The organism is Tumidithrix elongata BACA0141, assembly GCF_036349135.1.
GTDB lineage: Bacteria > Cyanobacteriota > Cyanobacteriia > Pseudanabaenales > Pseudanabaenaceae > Tumidithrix > Tumidithrix elongata.
Genome location: NZ_JAZBJZ010000027.1, coordinates 11800 through 35339 on the forward strand (window position 1 = coordinate 11800; position 23540 = coordinate 35339).

24 protein-coding genes, 2 tRNA genes, 1 pseudogene and 1 other annotated feature are annotated in these 23540 nt (G+C 46.0%); of the genes and pseudogenes, 20 read left to right on the plus strand and 7 right to left on the minus strand.

Translation table 11 applies throughout. The features are described from left to right. Nucleotides 1-23 precede the first annotated feature (23 nt). Nucleotides 24-956: a GTPase Era gene (gene era / locus V2H45_RS08850; protein WP_330483271.1), complete on the minus strand. Its 933-nt coding sequence runs from the start codon at nucleotides 954-956 to the stop codon at nucleotides 24-26. A gap of 35 nt (nucleotides 957-991) precedes the next feature. Further along, a tRNA-Pro gene (locus V2H45_RS08855) sits at nucleotides 992-1065 on the minus strand. Between the two features lie 78 nt (nucleotides 1066-1143). Between V2H45_RS08855 and V2H45_RS08860 the strand changes: the two genes are divergently transcribed. From V2H45_RS08860 to V2H45_RS08870, 3 genes are all read left to right on the plus strand, one after another. Beyond that, the gene (locus V2H45_RS08860) at nucleotides 1144-1587 is read left to right on the plus strand and encodes an RrF2 family transcriptional regulator (RefSeq protein WP_330483272.1); all 444 of its coding nucleotides are present in this window, start codon (nucleotides 1144-1146) and stop codon (nucleotides 1585-1587) included. A 150-nt stretch (nucleotides 1588-1737) separates the two neighbouring features. Continuing rightward, complete coding sequence (locus V2H45_RS08865) at nucleotides 1738-4791, plus strand: ATP-binding protein (protein WP_330483273.1); 3054 nt, start codon at nucleotides 1738-1740, stop codon at nucleotides 4789-4791. Continuing rightward, complete coding sequence (locus V2H45_RS08870; protein ID WP_330483274.1) at nucleotides 4788-7034, plus strand: two-component system response regulator; 2247 nt, start codon at nucleotides 4788-4790, stop codon at nucleotides 7032-7034. The genes V2H45_RS08865 and V2H45_RS08870 overlap by 4 nt, the downstream gene beginning before the upstream one ends. Before the next feature lie 54 nt (nucleotides 7035-7088). Here the strand turns inward: V2H45_RS08870 and ribH are convergent, their stop codons facing one another. Both ribH and psbZ read right to left on the minus strand, forming a co-directional pair. Continuing rightward, complete coding sequence (ribH, locus tag V2H45_RS08875) at nucleotides 7089-7583, minus strand: 6,7-dimethyl-8-ribityllumazine synthase (protein WP_330483275.1); 495 nt, start codon at nucleotides 7581-7583, stop codon at nucleotides 7089-7091. 135 nt (nucleotides 7584-7718) lie between these two features. Next, entirely contained in the window at nucleotides 7719-7907 is a 189-nt protein-coding gene (psbZ, locus tag V2H45_RS08880) for a photosystem II reaction center protein PsbZ (protein WP_330483276.1), read from the minus strand. Nucleotides 7908-8111: 204 nt separating this feature from the next. On the opposite strand from psbZ, the gene uvrB reads away from it, so the two are divergent. The 11 genes and pseudogenes from uvrB (at nucleotide 8112) to V2H45_RS08935 (ending at nucleotide 15814) form a co-directional block, all read left to right on the plus strand. Then, entirely contained in the window at nucleotides 8112-10121 is a 2010-nt protein-coding gene (gene uvrB, locus V2H45_RS08885) for an excinuclease ABC subunit UvrB (RefSeq protein WP_330483277.1), read from the plus strand. A gap of 102 nt (nucleotides 10122-10223) precedes the next feature. After that, the gene (rplS, locus tag V2H45_RS08890; protein WP_330483278.1) at nucleotides 10224-10586 is read left to right on the plus strand and encodes a 50S ribosomal protein L19; all 363 of its coding nucleotides are present in this window, start codon (nucleotides 10224-10226) and stop codon (nucleotides 10584-10586) included. Between the two features lie 114 nt (nucleotides 10587-10700). Further along, nucleotides 10701-10773 (plus strand) — tRNA-Trp (locus V2H45_RS08895). Between the two features lie 31 nt (nucleotides 10774-10804). Further along, nucleotides 10805-11047 (plus strand): preprotein translocase subunit SecE, encoded by a 243-nt coding sequence (gene secE / locus V2H45_RS08900; protein ID WP_330483279.1) that lies wholly within the window; start codon nucleotides 10805-10807, stop codon nucleotides 11045-11047. After that, a complete protein-coding gene (gene nusG, locus V2H45_RS08905; RefSeq protein ID WP_330483280.1) occupies nucleotides 11047-11706 on the plus strand; it encodes a transcription termination/antitermination protein NusG in 660 nt (219 codons plus the stop codon). The genes secE and nusG overlap by 1 nt, the downstream gene beginning before the upstream one ends. Before the next feature lie 110 nt (nucleotides 11707-11816). Beyond that, nucleotides 11817-12242: a 50S ribosomal protein L11 gene (gene rplK / locus V2H45_RS08910; RefSeq protein WP_330483281.1), complete on the plus strand. Its 426-nt coding sequence runs from the start codon at nucleotides 11817-11819 to the stop codon at nucleotides 12240-12242. A 120-nt stretch (nucleotides 12243-12362) separates the two neighbouring features. Then, nucleotides 12363-13073, plus strand: coding sequence for a 50S ribosomal protein L1 (gene rplA / locus V2H45_RS08915; RefSeq protein WP_330483282.1), 711 nt, complete (start codon nucleotides 12363-12365; stop codon nucleotides 13071-13073). A 103-nt stretch (nucleotides 13074-13176) separates the two neighbouring features. Continuing rightward, nucleotides 13177-13368: a sequence feature (ribosomal protein L10 leader region), on the plus strand. Between the two features lie 65 nt (nucleotides 13369-13433). After that, entirely contained in the window at nucleotides 13434-13961 is a 528-nt protein-coding gene (gene rplJ / locus V2H45_RS08920; protein ID WP_330483283.1) for a 50S ribosomal protein L10, read from the plus strand. Nucleotides 13962-14012: 51 nt separating this feature from the next. After that, nucleotides 14013-14399, plus strand: a complete 387-nt coding sequence (rplL, locus tag V2H45_RS08925; protein WP_330483284.1) for a 50S ribosomal protein L7/L12 — start codon at nucleotides 14013-14015, stop codon at nucleotides 14397-14399. A 219-nt stretch (nucleotides 14400-14618) separates the two neighbouring features. After that, a pseudogene (gene hisE, locus V2H45_RS08930) lies at nucleotides 14619-14891 on the plus strand (phosphoribosyl-ATP diphosphatase); the annotation flags it as partial. A gap of 74 nt (nucleotides 14892-14965) precedes the next feature. Next, nucleotides 14966-15814, plus strand: a complete 849-nt coding sequence (locus V2H45_RS08935; RefSeq protein ID WP_330483286.1) for a Tab2/Atab2 family RNA-binding protein — start codon at nucleotides 14966-14968, stop codon at nucleotides 15812-15814. On the opposite strand, the gene nadB is transcribed toward V2H45_RS08935, so the two are convergent. The 3 genes from nadB to zds form a co-directional block, all read right to left on the minus strand. Next, a complete protein-coding gene (nadB, locus tag V2H45_RS08940; RefSeq protein ID WP_330483287.1) occupies nucleotides 15811-17475 on the minus strand; it encodes an L-aspartate oxidase in 1665 nt (554 codons plus the stop codon). The two genes, V2H45_RS08935 and nadB, sit on opposite strands and share 4 nt — an antisense overlap. Nucleotides 17476-17607: 132 nt before the next feature. Next, entirely contained in the window at nucleotides 17608-17988 is a 381-nt protein-coding gene (gene psbU / locus V2H45_RS08945) for a photosystem II complex extrinsic protein PsbU (protein WP_330483288.1), read from the minus strand. A 284-nt stretch (nucleotides 17989-18272) separates the two neighbouring features. Then, nucleotides 18273-19667, minus strand: coding sequence for a 9,9'-di-cis-zeta-carotene desaturase (gene zds / locus V2H45_RS08950; RefSeq protein ID WP_330483289.1), 1395 nt, complete (start codon nucleotides 19665-19667; stop codon nucleotides 18273-18275). Nucleotides 19668-19949: 282 nt separating this feature from the next. Here zds and V2H45_RS08955 point away from each other — a divergent pair, with 282 nt between their 5' ends. The 6 genes from V2H45_RS08955 to V2H45_RS08980 all read left to right on the plus strand — a co-directional run bounded on the left by V2H45_RS08955 (nucleotide 19950) and on the right by V2H45_RS08980 (nucleotide 23501). Continuing rightward, a complete protein-coding gene (locus tag V2H45_RS08955; RefSeq protein WP_330483290.1) occupies nucleotides 19950-20165 on the plus strand; it encodes a hypothetical protein in 216 nt (71 codons plus the stop codon). After that, nucleotides 20162-20566 (plus strand): type II toxin-antitoxin system VapC family toxin, encoded by a 405-nt coding sequence (locus V2H45_RS08960; RefSeq protein ID WP_408648758.1) that lies wholly within the window; start codon nucleotides 20162-20164, stop codon nucleotides 20564-20566. The genes V2H45_RS08955 and V2H45_RS08960 overlap by 4 nt, the downstream gene beginning before the upstream one ends. A 35-nt stretch (nucleotides 20567-20601) precedes the next feature. Beyond that, complete coding sequence (locus V2H45_RS08965; RefSeq protein ID WP_330483292.1) at nucleotides 20602-20811, plus strand: hypothetical protein; 210 nt, start codon at nucleotides 20602-20604, stop codon at nucleotides 20809-20811. Between the two features lie 79 nt (nucleotides 20812-20890). Then, a complete protein-coding gene (locus tag V2H45_RS08970; RefSeq protein ID WP_330483293.1) occupies nucleotides 20891-21856 on the plus strand; it encodes a metallophosphoesterase in 966 nt (321 codons plus the stop codon). Between the two features lie 44 nt (nucleotides 21857-21900). Next, entirely contained in the window at nucleotides 21901-22647 is a 747-nt protein-coding gene (locus V2H45_RS08975) for a GvpL/GvpF family gas vesicle protein (RefSeq protein WP_330483294.1), read from the plus strand. A 29-nt stretch (nucleotides 22648-22676) separates the two neighbouring features. After that, on the plus strand, nucleotides 22677-23501 hold the full coding sequence (locus V2H45_RS08980) for an LmeA family phospholipid-binding protein (protein WP_330483295.1): 825 nt from the start codon (nucleotides 22677-22679) through the stop codon (nucleotides 23499-23501). Nucleotides 23502-23540 lie beyond the last annotated feature (39 nt).

Here is a 23540-nt window from a genome sequence, read left to right on the forward strand (position 1 = left end):
CTCCTTCCACTCGTCCAATCGAATTATTCAGCGCGATAGCCAAAATCTGTCAATTGAGCACGCGACGATCGCCAATTGGGTTGCACCTTGACAAACAGTTCCAAATGCACCGCTCCCATAATTAATTTTTGCATTTGCTCGCGGGCTTTCGTGCCGATGTCCTTAAGCATTTGCCCTTTCTTCCCAATTAAAATTCCTTTCTGAGAATCTCGTTCCACATAGATCGTCGCCATCACCTTGGTGATTTTGGGCTGTTCGTCCACGCGATCGATGCCGACAGCGACAGAGTGCGGCACTTCCTCATGGGTATGCAGCATAATCTGCTCTCGCACCAGTTCGCCCATAATAAAGCGCTCGGGCTGATCGGTGACTAGCTCTGGGGGATAGTAATAGGGTCCCACAGGTAAATGGTTGCACATCATTTCCTGTAATTTATCCAAGCCCTCTTTGGTAATTGCCGAAAATCTTGCTAAATCCCAATCATGGGGTTTGGCGATATCTCGATAACTAGCGAGGATCTTGGATTGTTTGAGTTCGTCATCTAGACTCTCAGAGGTTAACTGGTCGATTTTATTTAACCCCACGATCGCAGGGGTTCCCGCATTCGCTATGATGTCGGCGATAAAGCGATCGCCTTTGCCAGCCTCCACCGTGCCATCCACCAACCAGACGACGAGATCGACCGAAGCGATCGCGCCCACAGCATTTTTGACAATCACTTCGCCTAAAAGATGATGGGGCTTATGAATGCCAGGGGTATCCACCAAGATAATTTGGGCTTCTGGTAAGGTTAAAATACCCTGAAGCCGATTGCGCGTCGTTTGCGCGACGGGAGAAGTAATCGCAATTTTTTGTCCGATCAGCGTATTCAGTAATGTGGACTTGCCCACATTGGGTCGCCCGACCAAAGCTACAAATCCAGATTTAAATTCAGGACTTGCCGAAGGAATTAGCATTTGTTTTTTTATTCAGATCGAACATTCAAGTTAAATCGGGATGATAGGATTTGAACCTACGACATCCTGCTCCCAAAGCAGGCGCGCTACCAAGCTGCGCTACATCCCGTTATTTTTCGCGCCAATAGAACCTATTCTACATTCAATCTGTCGTTTTTAGCGATCGGCTTAGATATTATTACACAAGATGAAACTAACCAGACGGGGACATTATAGTGTGAAAGCAATGCTCGACTTGGTTGTGTGGGCAAAACACAAGCCAACATCTGTGCGGGAAATTTCTCAACGTCAGTCGATCCCAGCCCCCTATCTAGAAAAGCTGTTGATCGAGCTGCGGCAGGCGGGGCTAGTTCAGTCCACCCGAGGGGTGCAAGGGGGCTACCAACTCAAGCGATCGCCCAAAAATATTTCTCTCGGTGAGATCTTGACCGCCGTAGGTGAAAACACCAATCCTTTGCCGCGATTATCTCCTGATGCTGCACTGGCGTCTGATTGGGTGACGTTTGCGCTATGGCAGCGAGTCAGTGACAAGTTAAAAGATGCGCTCTATAGCATTTGCCTTGAAGATTTATATTACGATGCCCGCAGTTGGCAGGCTGCTCAAGGTCAAGAAACAGGCTTTATCGTTTAATCATGCCCAATTCCCAAGAATTTACATTGGCGAAAAATTAAAAAACCGAATTTAGAATAACGCCAGTTTGGATACATTCCTTTCTGAATTTTTGCTTTTAGATAAAGATCTGGGCAAATCGTTAGCTCGCACTGACGTCTTTTAAATACTATGATTAAGCCCTCAAAATCCTCCTTGAAAATTGTCAAAGTTCGACGCGATTACAATGCTTGGGTCGCAACGGAAACGATCGAAGACTACGCCTTACGCTATACGCCCCAAAGCTTTAGGAAATGGTCTGAGTTTCAAATTACAAATACCGCATTAGGGGGGATTTCGTTTTTAGCGCTAGAAGCGATCGGGGCTTCGATCGCGATCAGCTATGGATTTACGAATTCCTTTTGGGCAATTTTGGTGGTGGGTGCGATCGTTTTTCTGACAGGACTACCGATCTGCTACTACGCCTCCAAGTACAACATTGATATGGATCTGTTGACCAGAGGTGCGGGCTTTGGCTATATCGGTTCGACGATTACATCTCTAATTTATGCTTCTTTTACCTTTATTTTCTTTGCCCTAGAGGCGGCGATCATGGCGCAGGCATTGGAGCTTTACTTCCATTTGCCATTGTATTTAGGCTACCTGCTCTGTTCCATTATTATTATTCCGTTAGTCTTCTTTGGTGTCACCCTGATTAACCAGTTGCAATTATGGACGCAGCCTATCTGGTTGACCTTGATGATTTCGCCCTATATTTTTGTCTTGTATAAGGAACCTGATGCACTAGTAAATTGGTTCAATTTTGCGGGGAATTCAGCTAGTGGTGCGGGGTTCGATCCGATTTTGTTTGGAGCCGCAGCAACGGTCTCTTTCTCATTAATTCCACAACTGGGGGAACAGGTTGACTTTCTCAGATTTCTGCCCGACAAAGAAAAAAACAACCGCATCCGATGGTGGTTCGCAGTGATTTTGGCAGGACCTGGTTGGATTATCCTAGGAGCAGCAAAGCAGCTCGGCGGAAGCTTCCTTGCATCCCTAGCGATTCAGCATGGAGTCAGTTTCGAGAAAGCGAAGGAACCAGCACAAATGTATCTGGCAGGCTTTGCCGATATCTTTGCCAATCCAGAAGTGGTCTTAGCGGTTTGTACGTTATTTGTGATTATTTCGCAAATCAAAATTAATGTTACCAATGCCTATGCGGGTTCTCTAGCTTGGTCAAATTTCTTTTCAAGGGTTACTCACAACCATCCCGGTCGCGTCGTTTGGTTGGTGTTTAATATTACGATCTCCCTGATGCTGATGGAGTTGGGAGTGTTTGCCACCCTAGAGAAGGTGTTGGGACTTTATTCCAATGTGGCGATCGCTTGGATCGGGGCTTTAGTCGCCGATCTTGTCATCAATAAACCCCTCAAACTCAGTCCATCCTACATCGAATTTAAACGCGCCTATCTGTACAACATCAATCCTGTGGGATTTGGCTCGATGTTGATTGCCTCTGGGGTCGCGATCGCTGCTTTTGTCGGAGTTTTCGGTGCGATCGCCCAAGCTTACTCTGCTTTTATTGCCTTGGGGTTAGCCTTTGTTCTATCTCCCATCATTGCCATTCTCACGAAAGGAAAGTACTACATCGCCAGAGAGAATGCACTTCGCACCGAGACTATCTTGCATCGCACCTTGGCTTGTTGCATTTGCGAGAATACCTACGATTTAGAGGATATGGCATTTTGCCCAGTGTATGATGGGCACATCTGTTCTCTCTGTTGCAGTCTAGATGCGCGTTGCCACGATCGCTGCAAAGAATCTCCAAACCTGACCTTACAAACCAGTGCCCAGAGCGCAGAAAGTTCTATAAAAACCGCTCACGCTATTTTTGCTGCTAAGCTCTCCCCAAAACTAGGAACGAGAATCGTTAGTTTTCTCACGATTTTCTTGGCGATCGCGGGGGGCGTAGCAGCTTTATTAGCGATAGTTTACTATCAAGAGGTTTCCAGCCTGCAAGCTGTCTTACCCAAAATATCCGAGCGAATTTTAGACATCTTCTTGAAATGGTATGCCCTCCTATTGCTCTTGATTGCGATTGGAACTTGGTGGATTGTCTTGACACAAGAGAGTCGGCAGATGGCAGAAGAGGAACTCGACAAGCAAACCATTGAACTCCAAGCAGCAAAGGAACTTGCCGAAGTTGCCAATCTTGCCAAAAGTGAGTTTATTGCCAATATGAGCCACGAACTGCGTACGCCACTAAATGCGATTCTTGGGTTTACTCAAATCATGACGCGCGATCGCTCGCTCACGCAATTCCAGCATGAAAATCTGGGCATTATTAGCCGCAGTGGCAAGTATTTACTGGGGCTGATTAACGATGTCTTGGATATGGCAAAAATTGAGTCTGGACATATCTCTTTACAGGAGACTGACTTCGATCTCCATCAAACCCTCGATCGCGCGATCGAGATGTTTGAGATGCGAGCCGAAACCAAGAATTTATATCTACACTTCGAGAAATCTGTAAATCTACCCCAATTTGTGAAAACCGATGAAAAAAAATTGCGTCAGGTTTTGATCAATCTGATTGAAAATGCGATCAAATTCACCCCCAAAGGGGGAGTTACAGTGCGTGCGGCGTTAGATTCTTTAGAAACTGCACAACAGTCCCATTTCCCCTCTCCAAACACTCTATACATTAGCTTTGAAGTGGAAGATACGGGCACAGGTATTGCGCCCGAAGAAGCCGAACTAGTGTTTGAGCCTTTTATGCAAACGCAGTCTGGACGGAGATCTCAACAAGGCACTGGCTTAGGCTTGTCGATTAGCCGCAAATTTGTGCAACTGATGGGTGGCGATATGACCTTTCGTAGCAATGTGGGCATTGGCTCGGTATTTAGCTTTAAAATTCAAGCTAAACTAAGTAAATCACCCATAATGCCGCAATATTTAGGTATACCCTATACCAACGATGCGATCGCGACATTATCCTCCCAAAAGACAACTGCTCAAGTTAGATTTACAGCAGAATTATTGACGGAATCTTTGCGCGCTATGCCTAAAGAATGGTTGGAGCAATTGAAAGTATCAGCATCTCAACTTGATGAGGAGCAAATTTTATCGCTGCTCGACCAAGTTCCAGAACAACATGCCATTTTAGTTAAAGAGATTGCGGAAAAAGTAAAAGATTTTGACTTCGATCGCATAATAACCTTGGTGCAAGAGGCAATTTCTCTATGAATGTCAATACATTCTCCTTCGTAGAAAAAGCAGCAGAGAGAGCCAGAGAGCAATTAATTCTGATTGTAGACGATCTGCCTGACAACCTGAGAGTCTTGTCTACAGCACTTGCGGGACAAGGATTTCAGATCCGTTGCGCAAAAAGTGGGGCGATCGCCTTGATGGCAGTACAGACCACTTCTCCCGATCTGATCTTGCTTGATATTAAGATGCCCGATCTAGACGGTTATGAGGTCTGTCAGCGTCTCAAATCAATGGAACTTACCCGTGACATTCCCGTAATCTTTTTGAGCGCGTTAGATGATGCTTTCGATCAGGTCAAAGCCTTTAAAGTTGGGGGGGTAGACTATATTACAAAGCCCTTCCATGTTGAAGAAGTTTTAATTCGGGTCAGACATCAATTAGATTTGCAAGCAGCAAAGGCGGAAATTCAGCAGCTCAATCAAGAACTCGAACATCGGGTCGAGCAACGTACCGCCCAACTCGCAAAAATTAACGAAGAATTATCCTTAGAGGTAATTGAACGCCAGCATATCGAGGAATCCTTGAGAGTGAGCGAAGAGCGTCTGGAAAATATTTTAAGCTCCCTCGAAGATGTCGTGTGGTCAGTTGCTGCAGATTATTCGCAGATCTTCTATCTCAACTCTGCCGTGGAGAAAGTCTATGGATATTCCATCGCTAGTTTTTTAGGGAATCCCAGTTTTCGATTACAGGTAATTCATTTCGAGGATCGCGATCGCATTGAAGATGCGAACAAAGCGATGTTAGCAACAGGTCATTTGTGCGAAGAATATCGTATTTTGCATGCCAATGGAGAAGTGCGTTGGATCAACGATCGCAGTCACGTTATCTATGATGCTGAAGGTAAACCCCTACGAATTAATGGCATCGTGCGGGATATTACGGAACAAAAGCAGGCACAACAGCAATTGATCTACGATGCCTTACATGATGCCCTCACAGGCTTACCCAATCGCAATCTGTTTATGGATCGGGTCGAGCAGACCCTTAAGCACAGCAAACGTCATTCAGGCTATCTATTTGCCATTCTTTTCATCGATCTCGATCGCTTCAAAATGATCAATGATAGCCTCGGACATGCAACGGGCGATCGCTTTCTCAAGGCAATCGCACAGCTTTTAGAGAGTTGCTTGCGCCCCTCTGATACGGTCGCTCGTTTTGGTGGGGATGAATTTACGATTTTGATTGACGATATTCAAGAGCCCAGCGAAGCGATCGTGATTGCCGAGCGAATTCTCAACAAATTTCTGATGCCTGTTGACTTAGGCGATCAGACCATTTTTACCAGTGCCAGCATTGGCATCGTCATCAGTACGAAAGACTACAATAGCGGAGCCGATCTGCTGCGCGATGCAGATATTGCGATGTATTGTGCGAAATCTCTCGGTAGAGGGCGCTACATTTTATTTGATAGTGAAATGTACGAACAAAATCTCAAACTGATGCAGCTTGATAGCGACCTGCGTTATGCGATCGAGCGTCAAGAGTTTGAGCTTCACTATCAGCCGTTTGTAGCTCTGGCAACCAATAAGCTGGTTGGATTTGAGGCATTGATCCGTTGGCGACATCCCGAACGAGGATTGGTTTCTCCCACCGAGTTTATTCCAGTCGCCGAAGATAGTGGTTTGATTGTGGCGATCGGTGATTGGGTAATGCATGAAGCCTGTCAGCAACTGCGTAAATGGCAAACGCTGTTTCCAGAAACAACTGCGTTGAAAATGAGTATTAATCTCGCCAGTCACCAAGTTCGAGAGAGCAACCTCATCGAAAAGTTAGATCGGGTTCTGGCTGCAACAGGAATAGTGGGAAGCTCAATCTGTCTAGAGATTACGGAAAGTACGCTCATGGATCGCAGCGAACTCACGATTGATAAACTCAGACAATTGCGTGCCCGAAACATTCAACTCAGCATTGACGATTTTGGTCAGGGGTACTCTTCTTTGGGCTATTTACGTCGTTTTCCCATTAATACCCTCAAAATCGATCGGGCTTTTATCGATCGCATGGCTGCTGATGCTGAGAATCTGGAAATCGTCCGTACCATCGTCGTCCTCGCCAAAACCTTAAGCATGAATGTGGTTGCTGAAGGGGTAGAAAATCAACAACAAGTTACGATGCTGAAACAGCTAGATTGCAAGTTCGCACAAGGGTATTTCTTTTCTCGACCTTTGCCCGTATTGGCACTAGAGCAGGCGATCGCTACAAAAATCCTAGAAATATAGCGATTTGGCTAAAGACCTAGCGTAGGGCAGTCCCACTTTGAATTTGCAGGTTTATTAATTTGGATTTGCAGTTTGGCGAATTTGGCGCATCAGGTTTGCCATTTCGATCGCGCCCATGGCATAGTCCCAGCCCTTATTGCTCTTGATCCCTGCACGTTCTAGCGCTTGCTGCATCGTATCTGTTGTAACGACACCAAAAATAATCGGTACGCCAGTCTGAAAAGATGATGCGGCAATTCCCTTAGACACCTCACCCGCAACATAGTCAAAATGGGGCGTATCCCCACGAATTACTGCCCCAAGACAAATAATCGCATCGTAACGACGGGTTGTTGCAAGTTGTTGCGCCACCATCGGTATCTCAAAACAACCTGGTACCCAAGCATAGTCAACCTGACTACCTTCTTCTGAAACATCTACACCATGGCGTTGCAATGCATCTTTGCAACCACCCAGCAGCCGCGATACGATCAAGTCATTAAAGCGACCTACTACGATCGCAAACTTGAGATCCTTTGTATGGACAAAGTTACCTTCAAAAACGGTCATATTTTTACTGTAAACAACCTAGCAAAATCTTTGAGCCGTCAGCCATATCTCTGCCTCGGGCTACGAAAGATTAAGCTGTCAAATTTAGACGAGCGCTTTAGAGGAGCGCTTTAGGCGAGCAAATTGAGTTAAGAATTAAGCAACAAAAGAATTTAGCGCGCCGATCGCAAGGATTAATAAAACCCACAGCACTGAACCAGCGAGTAACAAAGGCTTAGATTGGTTCCAGTAACTGGGTGAGGCATAGGCTACAGGTACGCCAACCAACAGCACAAATGAAAACAAAACAAATACAGTTAATAAAAGTTGAAAGATAATTGTCATTTTTTTAAGCTCCAGGCGATAAAACACTTTGTAAAACGTTTCCCTTAAACAAAGTTAGCAGAAAATGTTTCAAAATGCAGATGCGCTTTTAAGCAAAGCTTTTCAGTCTTAGAGATTAGTTTTTATCGCCGTAAATGCTTCGCCCCACTAGAGTGCGATGTTACAATTCCTTTACAAAAGCGACTCACAAGCAGGTTAACTTTTATGTCAGAGTTTCAACTTCGCGCCCCCTGGGAACCTAAAGCCGACCAACCCAAAGCGATCGCTCAGCTATTACAGGGACTAAAAACGGGCAATCGCTATCAAACCCTTCTAGGTGCAACGGGTACGGGCAAGACCATGACCATGGCGAATGTGATCGCCCAGTACCAAAAACCAACCCTAGTCTTAGCCCATAACAAAACCCTAGCCGCACAACTATGTAACGAGTTGCGGGAATTTTTCCCAGACAATGCTGTGGAGTACTTTATCAGCTATTACGACTACTACCAGCCCGAGGCTTATATTCCCGTTACCGATACCTATATTGAGAAAACCGCTTCGATTAACAATGAAATCGATATGTTGCGGCACTCAGCCACGCGATCGCTATTTGAGCGCAAAGATGTGATTGTAGTCGCATCCGTAAGCTGCATTTACGGTTTGGGTATCCCCGAAGAATACCTCAAAGCTTCCATTCCTTTAAGGGTCGGAGCCGTACTCGATCAGCGGCAGGTTCTGCGAGATTTAACCGCGATTCAATACGAACGGAATGATGTCGAGCTAACGCGGGGAAAGTTCCGCGTCAAAGGAGATATCTTGGAAATTGGACCAGCCTACGAAGATCGGATGATTCGCGTGGAATTTTTTGGTGATGAGATCGATGCAATTCGCTATGTCGATCCGGTCACGGGCGAGATTTTGCAAAGTATGGAAGGCTTGAATATCTACCCTGCCCGTCACTTTGTCACGCCTCAGGAACGTTTGGAAATTGCCTGTGCTGACATTAAACAGGAATTGGAAGAACGCCTCGATGAATTAATTAAGGAAGGCAAGTTGCTGGAAGCCCAACGGCTAGAACAACGCGGTCGATACGATCTAGAACTGCTCAGAGAAGTGGGCTTTTGTAATGGCGTTGAGAACTATTCGCGGCATTTAGCGGGTAGACAGGCAGGCGACCCACCCGCTTGCTTAGTCGATTATTTTCCTGCGGATGATTGGCTGTTGGTCGTGGATGAGTCCCATGTCTCCATTCCCCAAATTCGAGGCATGTACAACGGCGATCGCGCCCGCAAGATGGTGCTAATCGATCACGGCTTTCGTTTACCCAGTGCTGCCGATAATCGTCCCCTCAAGGCAGAAGAGTTTTGGGGCAAAGTCAAGCAATGTGTATTTGTCTCAGCCACACCAGGCGACTGGGAACTAGAAATATCCGAACAAATTGTCGAACAGATCATTCGTCCCACAGGCGTGCTTGATCCTGAAGTCTTTGTCAGACCTACGGAGGGACAGGTAGACGATCTACTGGGAGAAATCAAGAAACGAATTGTCAACAAAGAGCGGGTATTAATTACGACCCTAACCAAGCGCATGGCAGAGGATCTGACCAATTACTTTATCGAGCGCAAACTCAGCGTGCGTTACCTGCATTCCGACATTAAATCGATCGAGCGTATTGAGATTCTACAAGCACTGCGGGAGGGGGAGTTTGATGTCTTAATTGGGGTGAATTTATTGAGAGAAGGGCTAGATCTACCCGAAGTTTCCCTAGTCGCCATATTAGATGCCGACAAGGAAGGGTTTTTAAGAGCAGAGCGATCGCTGATTCAAACCATTGGGCGAGCGGCTCGGAATGTGAATGGCATGGTGATCATGTATGCCGATCGCTTAACCAACAGCATGGAAAAAGCGATTAATGAAACAGCGCGGCGGCGTAAAATTCAAATCGCCTACAACCTCGAACACAATATCGAGCCAACCTCAATTGTGAAAAAATCAAGCAATGCCATCCTCGACTTTTTATCGGTTTCGCGGCGCTTACACGAACGAGACACAGAATATTTCGCGCAACCCTCTAACAACATCTCCCTAGATGCCATCCCCGAACTGATCGAGCAGCTCGAAGCCCAAATGCGCGAATCTGCCAAAAAACAAGAATTCGAGCAGGCTGCCCAATATCGCGATCGGATCAAACAACTCCGCAGTCAACTCCTCGGCAAATTTCCTAAAGGCTAAATCAAAGCTAGCGATCGCCAAAAAACAGATAAAAGCAAAAAATCTATAGACCAAATCAACAAACTATACTACTATTGATGATCGTGACTTTTTGGGACTCCTATGCACGCAACGGAGATAATTCGCTCAATCGAAGCGAAGTACATGAAGCAAGAAGTGCCACTCATTTATGTGGGTGACACGGTTAAAGTTGGCGTAAGGATCAGAGAAGGCGGCAAAGAACGCACTCAGCCTTACGAAGGTATCGTGATCGCTATGCGCGGAAGCGGCATTAATGCCGTGATCACAGTACGTAAAATCTTTCAAGGTGTGGGCGTAGAACGGGTCTTCCTGTTGCACTCTCCCAAGGTTGAAAGCGTTAAAGTACTGCGGCGTGGTAAAGTACGGCGAGCCAAGCTTTACTATTTACGCGATCGCGTTGGCAAAGCCACCAGAGTCAAGCAGCGATTCGATCGCGCCCTCTAGTTTCATAAAAGCTAGATGTTTGACGATTTTGGCTATAATTGTTTTGATTAGATCTGTCTTTCGCAAATCAAATTGCCAAGACAAATTTATTTCAAGACAGATTCAAAAAAGTGTGCGTCCTTAGTTCAGTTGGTAGAACGCAGGTCTCCAAAACCTGATGTCGGGGGTTCAAGTCCTCCAGGGCGCGCTTCTCAAAATTTGAGCACTAGAGTTGCGATATGACCAAAAACGAAGTTAAAGACCTCAAAGAATCCACAAAAGAGTCTGACTCTAGTGGCGGATTTAATTTAGGTAACTTTTTCAAAGAGACACAGGTTGAGTTTAGCAAAGTGGTTTGGCCAACTCGTCAACAACTATTTAGCGAATCTGCTGCTGTGCTTTTGATGGTTGTAGCTGCTGCAACTTTGATCTACTTGGTCGATGCTCTCTTTAGATGGACTGCTTTGCAGGTGTTTCACTGATGGTTGCTGGAGACAAAGCCCCCCAAGATTTGACCGACCAACTGGATCAACTTGAAGAAGGTTCTAACCTTCAATGGTTTGCAGTTCAGGTGGCATCGGGGTGCGAAAAAAAGGTGAAGTCCAGTCTAGAACAGCGCATCATTATGCTAGATGTGCAGGACAAGATTAGGCAAATTGAAATTCCTCAAACGCCCTCAATCAGGCTGAGAAAAGATGGTAGTCGCCAGACTGTTCCAGAAAAAGTCTTTCCTGGCTACATCCTGATCCAGATGTTAATGGCGAAAAATGACACTACTGGCGATTGGGAAATTGATGATGACGCATGGCAAGCTGTTAAAAGCACCCCCCATGTGATCAATTTTGTTGGAACAGAACAAAAGCATCACTATAGTCGCGGTCGCGGTCACGTCACACCTCGCCCATTGAGTCGTAGCGAAGTAGAGCGCATATTTCGGGTCACTACTGAGCAGGAACCCGTGGTCAAGTTTGACATGGCGCAAGGTGACAAAATCAAGGTGTTATCTGGTCCATTCAAAGACTTTGAAGGTGAAGTGGTTGAGGTTAGCCCCGAGCGCAGTAAGTTGAAAGCCTTGCTCTCGATCTTTGGTAGAGATACGCCTGTAGAACTAGAGTTTAATCAGGTGCAAAAGCAAAATTAATCAGCAAAGCTAGCAAGTTCAAATTGCAAGGCTAACCGTCTTGACTTATCTTTACGGCGTCATCGCTCTGCCACATAAAGTTCACAATACATCGTTCGATAACTTAGACAATGGCGAAAAAAGTAGTAGCAATCATCAAGCTGGCATTAAATGCTGGCAAGGCAAGTCCTACACCTCCTGTTGGTCCTGCACTGGGTCAACATGGTGTCAACATCATGATGTTCTGCAAGGAATATAATGCTCGTACTGCCGACCAAGCAGGTATGGTTATTCCTGTAGAAATCTCGGTTTTTGAAGATCGCAGTTTCACGTTTATTCTCAAGACACCTCCTGCCTCTGTATTGATTCAGAAAGCAGCGGGTATTCCTGGAGGATCGCCTGAACCAAATCGCAAAAAAGTAGGTTCGATTACGCGTACGCAATTACGTGAGATCGCTCAAACGAAGTTGCCCGATCTGAATGCCAATGACATTGATGCGGCAATGAAAATCATTGCAGGCACTGCCAAAAATATGGGTGTATCGATTACCGATTAATTCTGGTATCGGTCAATTTAGCGAATTCCTAGCAATTCGTTAAAATTCAATGCCTTAAAGTTTAATCAACATTATCGGGGGAGAAGCTACTGGCTTCGTTATCTACCCCAAAGGAGCAAAATGGCTAAAAAAGTATCAAAGCGTTTACGCGAAGCTCTAAGCAAGATAGAGGATCGTCCTTATCAACCACTAGAAGCTTTAGAGTTATTAAAACAAACTGCAACCGCTAAGTTTCCTGAGTCAGCGGAAGCCCATGTCAGATTGGGAATCGATCCTAAGTATGCCGACCAACAGTTGCGGACTACAGTAGCCTTACCAAAAGGAACTGGGCAAAAAGTAAAAGTCGCTGTAATCGCCAGAGGCGAAAAGGTGGCGGAAGCCACAGCAGGTGGTGCCGATCTTGCTGGTTCTGAGGAGCTGATCGATGAAATCGGCAAGGGCATGTTAGATTTTGACTTGCTGATTGCTACGCCTGACATGATGCCTCAAGTTGCCAAGCTTGGTCGCTTGCTAGGTCCAAGAGGTTTAATGCCCTCGCCTAAGGGTGGCACAGTCACCTTCGATTTAGCGACTGCGATCGCTGAATTTAAAGGTGGTAAAATCGAATTCCGTGCCGATCGCACTGGGATCGTTCACGTACTATTTGGCAAAGCAACCTTCGATGCTCAAGACTTGCTTGTGAACTTGAAAGCTTTGCAAGAGACCATCGATCGCAATCGTCCATCGGGTGCAAAGGGCAGATATTGGAGATCGCTTTATGTCTCTTCTACGATGGGACCTTCTATCGAAGTAGATATCAGTAGCTTGCGCGATCTGAAATTCGGTGAATAGATCGTTCGTTGAATGAAATCGATGCGGCCAGTTGGTCGAATACTGAGTCGAATCCTAATTTGTCGCATCCATCCATCTAAACCAAACAGAAATTAACATGCAGATTTAAAAACGAAATATACCGTAGAAAGTAGGTGCATTTTGCTTAATTTCCTACCGAGGTAACCGAATGGAATGACTCAGGAATTTTGAATTGCTACTTTACAGTTCAAAATCCTGCTTCAAACCTGAAGTTGTAAAGCTGCGAAAGCAAGCGCCTCGTCTTTTCTCAAGCGGGGCGTTTTGTTTTTTGACTGTTTGTTTTTTAGGGATCTATCCAATGGATAAATCTCAATCCCAAATGATAAGGAGGTGATAAGTATGGGCAGAAGCCTAGCTGGAAAAAAAGAACTTCTCCAAGAATTCTTAGGCGAACTCGCTGAGGCGCAGATGGTGATGGTAATCGATTACACGGGTCTAACCGTGGCTGAGATTACAAAACTTCGCCGTCAACTAAGACCAACTGGAGCTGTATGTAAGGTGTCTAAAAACACTCTGATCAAAAAAGCGATCGCCGAGCAAACCCAGTGGCAATCCCTAGAATCTTTTCTCAAAGGTTCTACAGCTTGTCTATTGGTGAAAGACGATATCGCTGGTGCGATCAAAGCATACCAAGCGTTTTTGAAGGAAACCAAAAAGACTGAACTCCGTGGTGGTGTGCTAGACGGAAAAGCTTTGACTCCTAACGATCTCAAAGCGATCGCCGATCTACCCTCTCGCGAAGTTCTGCTGGCTCAAATTGCAGGTGCAATCAATGGTGTGGCTACCAAGTTGGCAGTCGGCATCAAAGAAGTGCCGCAGTCTCTGGGTAGAGCAATTAAGGCAATTCATGAGAAAGAAGCAGCCTAATTTTTTACTGACCGCTGACAACTGACAACCAATAACTGGAGAATAATTACCATGTCTGCAACAACCGACAATATTATCGAACAACTCAAGACCCTAACCCTTTTAGAAGCTTCTGAATTGGTGAAGGCGATCGAAGAAACCTTTGGCGTTTCTGCTGCTGCTCCTGTAGGTGGTGTAATGGTGGCTGCTGCTGCTGCTGCTCCTGCTGAAGAAGTAGAAGAACAGACTGCTTTCGATGTCATTCTGACTGAAGTTCCTGCTGACAAGAAGATCGCCGTTCTCAAGATCGTGCGTGAAATCACTGGTTTGGGTCTAAAGGATGCGAAGGACTTGGTAGAGTCTGCACCTAAGACCGTTAAGGAAGGCTTGGCAAAGGCTGATGCCGAAGCAGCTAAGAAGCAACTCGAAGAAGCTGGTGGTAAGGTTTCCATCAAGTAATCGAAGTTAGTTAGCTGGTAAGAATCCTGTAAATTGCGAAAGAAGTTCTCTCTAGGTATCTAGATATTTCTAGCAAATTACATACTGTAGGGGCAATCTCCCTGTGGTCTCCCTTAAATTTCTGGGCAGGCACAGGGGCACTGCCCCTATGTGATTTGGGATAGATTCGCTTCTGTTGCAATTTCAATTGAAATGGGTATTAATTCTTTGGTTATGAACGATCCTCTTTCAGAACTATTTACGGTAATTACCGATCGCCGCGATCGCCCTAAGGCTGGCTCCTATACCTGTCAACTCTTTGACGGTGGCGACAATAAGATTTTAAAGAAAATTGGCGAAGAGTCCGCAGAAGTGGTGATGGCATGTAAAGACGATGATGCCGATGCGATCGCTTCAGAAGTGGCAGATTTGTTTTATCACACCCTTGTAGCTATGGCACATCATCATGTCGATCTGCAAATGGTTTACGATAAATTGGCGCAACGGCGCTGATTGAATATCCATCGAAAATTTATAAGAAACCGATCGAACGACTATATTTAGAGTGAAAGCGAGCGTCGAGATTCATGGCAACCATTTGGGAGTTAGATTTTTATTCCCGTCCCGTTCTGGATGAGAATAACAAGAAAATATGGGAACTGTTGATTTGCGATACAGATCGACAGTTTGAGTGGGTTAAGGAATGTCCTAGCAACGAGGTCAACTCCACTTGGTTAGCTAACCAACTGCGTGAGGCAGTGACTGCCTCTCAACAAACTCCGCTCAAGATTCGCTTCTTTCGTCCTAGTATGAGCAACATCATCACGCGCGGGTGCAAGCAAGCAGAAATTCCCGCCCTCGCATCTAGACGTCTTTTCACGCTCTCTGATTGGTTGCAAGAACGGATGGAGCAGGTCTATCCTCAACGCCCGGGTTTTCAGGCAGTCGATCCAAAACCTCTGCCTTTACAAGTACAAGCCATTACATCCCTGCCCGTACCGAATGCCTTAATGGGCGATCGCTGGATTTTGGTATCGCTTACAGCAGCCGATCTAGCCTCAGCTTCAGAATGGTCTATGGACTTTGGTGAAACCTTTCAGACCGCATCCCTTCCGCCAGACTTGGTAATCCCAGGAATTATCATGATTTCTGCCCGTGCCTTACCTTTAGCCGCGTGGATGTCAGGGGTCGATCCAGTATTCCTCAAATTTGAACGGGCGGCGATGGCTGGTAAAACTCAATTACTCCTAGAAGCTAGTGCTGATGACAGTTGGATTCTCACAAGTTTGCAAGCACCGAAAGATAGCAAAGCGATCGCCGAAGGAGATAGCTTTGAAGCCGCAAAACAAAAAGCGAATGGCATTCACTTTTTGGCAGTTCAAACCAGCCCAGATGTGGAACATTTTGCAGGTTTTTGGCTACTGAGAGAGGTTTAAGTCCTTAGGGGTTGACGGTTTATCGTTTCATGCGCGATCGCAGTATGACATTGCCATTCAGGATCGGTGCTGGGATAGTCACTGCGGTAATGCGCCCCACGACTCTCAGTACGAAACAACGCCGATCGCACCAGCAAGTAGGCAAAATCCGCGAGGTTACAGGTCTCACCCCAGAGGCGATCGCTACAGGTAAGCTGGGCTAGTTCTTTTCGCCATTGTTGAATTTGGGCTAGGGCTGCTACCATTTCGTCCGCTTGCCGACAGATACCTGCCGCTTGCCAAGTCAGTTCGCGTAAAGCCGTTTTGATCCCTTGCAACTTTGCTTGCGGATTTACTTGAGAATCTGACTGAAGCAGCATGGCTTGAAGATTCTCAGACCACTTTTGTTCCCATGCTTGCGCCAGATCGGAAACCCGAGGATTGGAGAGAGATTCTATTTGACTTGATGTAGCGAAACTTTGCTTTACCCCTTCTGCTAAACGCGCCCCAAACACAAAACATTCCAGTAGCGAGTTACTGGCAAGGCGATTGGCTCCGTGAACGCCCGTACTGGCGGTTTCACCGACAGCATAGAGTCCAAGCAAAGAGCTTTTGCCCCAAGTGTCTGTGACAATGCCACCCATGCAATAGTGCGCCGCAGGTGTAACTGGAATGGGGTGAGAGAAAATATCGATTTGCCATTTTTGACAAATTTTGATGATGTTGGGAAAACGGTAAGCGATCGTTTCGGGCGAAATCGGCGACAGATCTAAGAAAACCGTTGGTTCGCCCGTGGTTTGTAAGTGGGTAAAAATGGCACGACTAACCACATCCCTCGGGGCTAATTCTCCTTGAGGATGATAGGTAAAGGCAAAGCGATCGCCTTTGGCATCAATCAAATGTGCTCCTTCTCCCCGCACTGCCTCGCTAATTAAAAATCTAGGTGCACCCGTCACAGCTAAAGCAGTGGGATGAAATTGCACAAATTCCATATCTCGAATCAACGCCCCAGCCCGCCACGCTATCGCTACGCCATCGCCCGTACTTGCCGTGGGGTTGGTGGTTTGGGCAAATACCTGAGCCCCTCCACCCGTAGCCAAGACCACAACAGGCGCCAGAAATAACTCTGGGGCATTGGTCTCTCCCAAACTTTTCTGGGCTAAATCGAGGCAAAAGGCTCCCACGCAACGACCTCGCTCCATACATAGATCGAGGACGAGGGTTTCCTTGAGAACGTGAATATTCGGTTGTTCTAAAACTTGTTTGGCAAGCGTACTTACGAGGGCGCGCCCCGTAGCATCGGCTGCATGTAAAACTCTACGCCGAGAGTGTGCGGCTTCAAGGGTCAGTGCCAGCGAATCACCGTGGCGATCGAAATCGACCCCAAATTCAATTAATTTCTCGATTTGTGGCTTGGCAGCGTTCACTAAAACTTCAACTGCCTCTGATTCGCATAGCCCCACACCTGCTTGTAACGTATCCTCGGCATGAAGGATGGTGGAGTCATCAACGCTTACAACTGCAGCAATGCCACCCTGCGCCCAGTCACTGGCTGAGATCGTGAGATTATCTTTGGTGATTAAAGCAATTTGGCGATCGCCCATACTAGCAAGGGAGAGCGCTGTATACAGCCCTGCTGCTCCTCCTCCGACAACGATGGCGTCAAATTGGCTTTTATTCACAGATTAAATTCACAGATTAAGCATTTATTCAAATTTTAAAGATAGAAATAAGGGAATAAACTCCCAGAATGAGAATTTATTCCCCTACTACCAAAAGACATAGTCATGACATACCGTAAGTTGGGGCAAGCCTTAGAGTCTGTAGACGCTATTGTTGATCCGTTCGCGGTTCATAGAATTGTCTGGTTTATTTAATGTGAAAACACCAGCATTGTCACGGATCGTTTGTTTCTGAGTATCCGTCAAGCCTGAGATGTTTAGCACATCATCTAAGGAATCATAAGGGGCATTTTCAACAATGATTCGGCCGAGCGTGGGGTACATACCCTTTACTTTACGAAAAGCATTGATGTTGGCATTGTTTAGATCGATTTTGCTTATATCTTGTTTGATAAAGCTGGTATCGGGGAGTTGGTCAGCCAAAACAGAGGGACTTAGGTTACCGATAAGACCAAATGTCCAAGTAACAGCGATCGCTAGTATTAAAACTGAAAAGCGCACTAGTGCTTTCATGCTCAAATCTCTCAATTAAAAAAACATTACATATTCTTTTGAGATTAGCAGAAAAAGGGAAACCAAGAACCCTGACTCGCTATTGTTTCGTGAATAAGTGTAAATCAAGCGATCGTAAAGCTAGGCAATTTAGACATTTCTAGTATAGAAAATCCCATTGTGTACGCGTAAGTCGGACTTACCCCCTTTAATTCCCCCTTTACAAGGGGGAAGATCTGAAATCTTGTTCCCTCCCTTTTGCAAGGGGAGGGCTAGGGTGGGGTAAATTCCGAAGAAGAAATCATCTATTTATTCTGGCTAGCGAGAATGGCTTCAGCACATTGTTTGCCTGACAGCGTAGCTCCCTCCATACTATCGATGTAGTCTTGCATGGTGTAGCTGCCTGCCAAGAAAAAATTGGAGATGGGTGTGGTCTGACTGGGGCGATACACATCCATACCTGGAGCCTCGCGATAGAGGGATTGTGCCAATTTGACTACACTGTACCAAGTCATGTTGAGATGGCGCGACGAGGGAAAAATTTCATGGACTTGCTTGAGGGTATGCTGTGCGATCGCTTCATTACTTTCTTTAATAAACGGATCGCCGGGGGTAAGCACGAGTTGGAGTAACGAGCCTTCCCCCTGTTTGTAATAGTTGGTTGGGCTGGTAATCGCCAAATCGGCAAAAGTAGAAAAGTCAACTTTTACGGCATAGAGCAGGTTGTCGATATCCGTGACCCAGCCATCAAAGCGCAGTTGAACGGTTACCACGGGGACAGCATCGAGTTTATAGATGTTGTCAAACAACGGCCACTTGCGCCATGCCTCTGGAATCACGCGTTTAACGCCCGGCACGTCCGTGGCGCAAACATAGACATCTGCCTTCACAATTTCTTGGGTGTCATCTTTGCCCACAACCAACCCCGTGACATGGGTATTATCGCCTTCGCCTTCAAACAAAACTTCCCGCACGCCCCGCCGCACATGAATCTTACCGCCGCGCTCTTCGATATATTTCACAATCGGCTTATGCAAAAACTCATCGGGCGAGCCTTCCAGCATCCGCAATACAGAGGCTTCGGTTTTGGTGGCAAAAAACTGAAAGATCGTCAGCATACAACGGGCAGAAATATTCTCGCAGTCGATGAAGCCTAATCCGTAAGCGATCGCATCCCACATATTGTCGATACTGCCTTGAGAGCCACCATGGGACAAAAACCAGTCCTTAAAGCTAATGCTATCCAAATTGCGAATCGTTTTCATCGCACCCACAGGATCGATCAAGGCACGCACGATCGGACTCGTACCCAAGGCGATCGCGTTTTGCAGCTTGTCTTGCGCCGATAATTGTCCCGTGGTAAAAAATGCTTTCAAGCCATGAAAAGGCGCACCTGTAAAAAAGCGAAAGTCTAGATCGGCAGTCCTGCCGCCCTTATTGATAAAGGTGTGGGTATGTTCTTTGAGGCGCAGATGTTGATATGCCCCCACTTTTTTGAACAGGGCAAATAGGTTGTAATAGCAGCCAAAAAATACATGCAGTCCCATCTCAATATGGTTGCCATCCGCATCTAGCCAACTGCTGACTTTCCCTCCGACAAAGGGGCGCGATTCAAAGATTTCGACTTCATAGCCCTGTTCGCAAAGTTCCACGGCTGTGGTCATGCCTGCCAAACCTGCCCCGATAATTGCTGCTCGCATCTTCTGATTAATCGTTTTAAAATGTTGCCAATCCAGAAAGCTGAATCTTTTAGCTATTGTAAACTTTTTTGAACTCTTCCCCGATTGAAGCACAAGGGACTCTAACAAGGATGCTCCCCAAATTACAAGCCTTACAACAGACCGATGGATTGCTGTGCCTTGGGGCGAATATCTTGATTCTTGTAGGCGATCGATCCTCACTTTGAGAAAGCCAAAGGCTATGATCGCAATGGATGCATGAATGTTGAGGCAGTCCCAGCACGACGAGGAGATTAAATAGTTATGTTAACAACTGAAACCGAAATTTTAGAAATAATCCAGAATCTACCACAGCCAGCGTTAGAAGAAATTAGGATATTTTTAGATTTTTTGACTTGGCGTTATCAGAAAAATCCACCTCGAAAACGTGGAGCGGATATGATTTCAGCAATGCGCGGCAAAGCTACGACTGGAATGACATCTGATGAAATTCTTAACCTGACGCGGGGTAAAGACTGAGCAGCATATTGGTTGATAGTAATGTCATTCTTGATATTTTGACCGAAGATAAGACTTGGTTTGAGTGGTCATCCCAACAACTTGCCTACTATGCTGAACAGGGAGATTTGCTCATTAACCCGATTATTTATGCTGAAATATCCATAGGTTTTTCAAACATTACCGATTTAGAATCGGCTCTGCCACTGTCTTTCTTTCGACGTGAACCATTACCTTATGAAGCTGCTTTTTCCGCAGGAAAGGCTTTTCTGACGTATCGCAAAAGAGGCGGAGAGAGACGATCGCCATTGCCAGATTTTTATATTGGCGCTCACTCAATGTTTGCTGGCTATGCGCTTCTAACAAGGGATGCAACCCGCGATCGCACCTACTTCCCCGAAATCACTCTGATTGCTCCATAAGTTAAATCCGAACATCTATAATTTGATGATTTGATGTGCAAAATGCTTTAATTTTTGCCTTTGCGGCGGGACGCATCCTGAAAGGAATCACCAACCAAGGTAGTTATCGTATTCATCAGTCCAAGGTTGTGCCAGGCTTAGCGATCGCTACTTTGCAAGAAGCATTAAGTATGAGCCGCACAAAGTCTCAGTCTGAAGTTGGTAGTTGGTTAATGGAACAGTTTCAGACTGAATCGCTAAAATAGGCAGAGATAAAGATTCGCTTATAGTGGTAGCTGACTTAGTTATCAAATCCGTACATTTAGCAATTTCTGATTAATTTTTATGGCAATTGGTCGTCGTTTTATTATTGTGGGTTTGGGCGCAAGTGCTGGAGCCTTGGTGGCAGGTGGTGTTTTTGCCAAGCTCAATCAAGGTAAGTCAAACCCAACACAGGCAAATAACACGCCAGATTCCAACCCGCAGACTCCTTCAACAACACAGCCTACACAAATTGCGGCAAATACCTCTGGACAGCCGTTATTACGCTTTGCCGCTGTGGCGGATACAGGCACTGGCGATCGCGGACAGTATGCCGTTGCCGAAGCTATGGCTGCGACCTACAAGCAAAAAGCCTACCCTTTAGTCATCCTAGGTGGAGACAATATCTATAACGATGGAGAGATTGAAAAAATTAAAGCCGTATTTGAAGACCCCTACGCCCCACTCCTCAACCAAGGGGTAAAGTTTCACGCAGTACTGGGAAATCACGATATTCGCACCAAAAACGGAGCCGATCAACTTGCCTATGCTCCTTTCCATATGCCTACCCGCTATTACACCTTCCGTACAGGAGCGAATGATGCGGTACAGTTTTTTGCGATCGATACTAATGTCAATGCGCCTTGGCAGGAACAGTTAGCTTGGCTCGACAAGAGTTTGGCAGCCAGCGATGCCCCTTGGAAAATCGTGGTCGGCCATCATCCCATCTATTCATCGGGGCATTATGGCAATACAGCCGAGTTTATTCGCGATCTGTCGCCCTTATTTAAAAAGTACAACGTGCAGCTATATCTGTGCGGACACGACCACGACTACGAGCGATCGCTACCGATCAAAGGCACAACCTATATCGTGCATGGCGGTGGAGCCAACACTCGTCCCGTTGGAAAATCTGCCACCACAGCCTACTCAGCCGCAGAGCGCAGCTTTGTCTTGCTTGAGGTTTATGCTGACAAGATCGTCACCGAGGCAATTGACACCAAAGGACAGGTGTTCGATCGCGGCACGATTGCGCTCAAATCCACTTAAAATCAATTCACCGAATAGTTAGGATTAGTTAGTTAGGATTGCCCATGAGTTTGTACCTGTACGCTATTTTTAACGCAGCCGATCTAAATTCGGTCAAGGATCTAGATCTACAGGGCATGAATAAGCAATCTGTCCAGTTTCATGCTTTAGAACCCTTTGCCATTGCTTATAGCGAATCGCAGCAGGATCGCTATTTAGCCAGCCGCGCCAACTTACTTGCCCATGAGACGGTGCAGGAGTGCTTGATGAAGGCTTTAGAAGTGAAGCAGGCAGTACCCTTGCCCTTACAGTTTGGCTTGGTCATCGATGATTGGACGCAGGTTCAAACCGACTTAATCGAAGGTCACCAAGAAGCATTAATGGCTTTGCTGGATGACCTGAAAGGCAAACGAGAAGTAGGCATTAAGCTATTTTGGGATCAAGTACTAGAGCTAAATCTCGCTTTGACCGAAGATCTCGACTTAGCCCAAAAGCGCGAATCTCTCATGGGTAAGACCCTCAGCATGGACGAAGCGATCGAAATTGGGCAGGAGTTAGAGGCGGCTCTAGAAAAAAGACAGCGATCGATTATTGAGACGTTTTTGGATGCCTTGCAGCCCCTATGCCACAAATATATCGAGGGCGATCTGCTCACAGAAAACATGCTTTACAACGCTTCTTTTCTGATTGATGATGACAAGGAGCCCCAGTTTGCCCAACTCGTAGAGTCTCTAGATGCTCAATTTGAGAATCGGCTCAGGATTCGTTACAACAACTTCACGGCTCCTTATAACTTTGTTACGTTAGAGTAGTCAGCTATTCGTTGTCAGAAAGGAATGATATGGAACTAATCGCAGGAATTTTGACAACTTTACTTGGTTTAGCAGGTACACCAGGTATTGTGATCGATCGCGTGGCTGCTGATACCCTGCGAAATCAACTCTCCTGTGCTGAGACCCTAGAGGTCAGAGTAGACAATGCGCCCAATTACCAACTTTTACAAGGGAAAGTCGATCGCATTCGTTTAGCAGGCAGGGGGCTGTGCATCTTACCCTACCTACGCGTTGAAGCCGTCGATCTCGAAACAGACCCCATTAGTATTGAGCCTTCCTCGATCCAGTCGGGTAAATTGGTATTGCGGCAACCACTCCAAGCTGCGGTTAGAGTGGTGTTAAAGTCAGAAGATTTAAATCAAGCCCTGCGATCGCCCACCATTGCCAATTCCTTTAAAGGCATCAAGATTGACATGTCCTCCTCTGGCACAGGTAAAACCGAGATCTTTGACCTTGTGAATCCAGAAATTAAATTTTTAAATGATAACCGCATCCAGCTATCGACTAAATTACAACCAGTCCCAGCAAACCCAAATGTGCCCCAATCTCAACAAAAGCCTCCTTTAGATGTGGTTATCGAAGCAGGTCTTCAGATCGTTGACGGTACTCGCCTGAAATTGATCGATCCTGAAATCAATTTACAAGGTGCAAAAGTACCCCGACAAATTACCCATGCCTTTGCCAAAGGGATCAATAAAGTTGTGAATCTAGATCAATTAGAAGAGCTAGGCATTATTGCAAGGGTGTTAAAGCTAGAAATCACCGATGGCAAACTACAGGTAATTGGCTTTGCGCGGATGGACTCTATCGAAAAGCTGGAGTCAAGAAAGTAAAAAAACTGTCAAGGAATCCTTAATAACTCATCGTGTTCG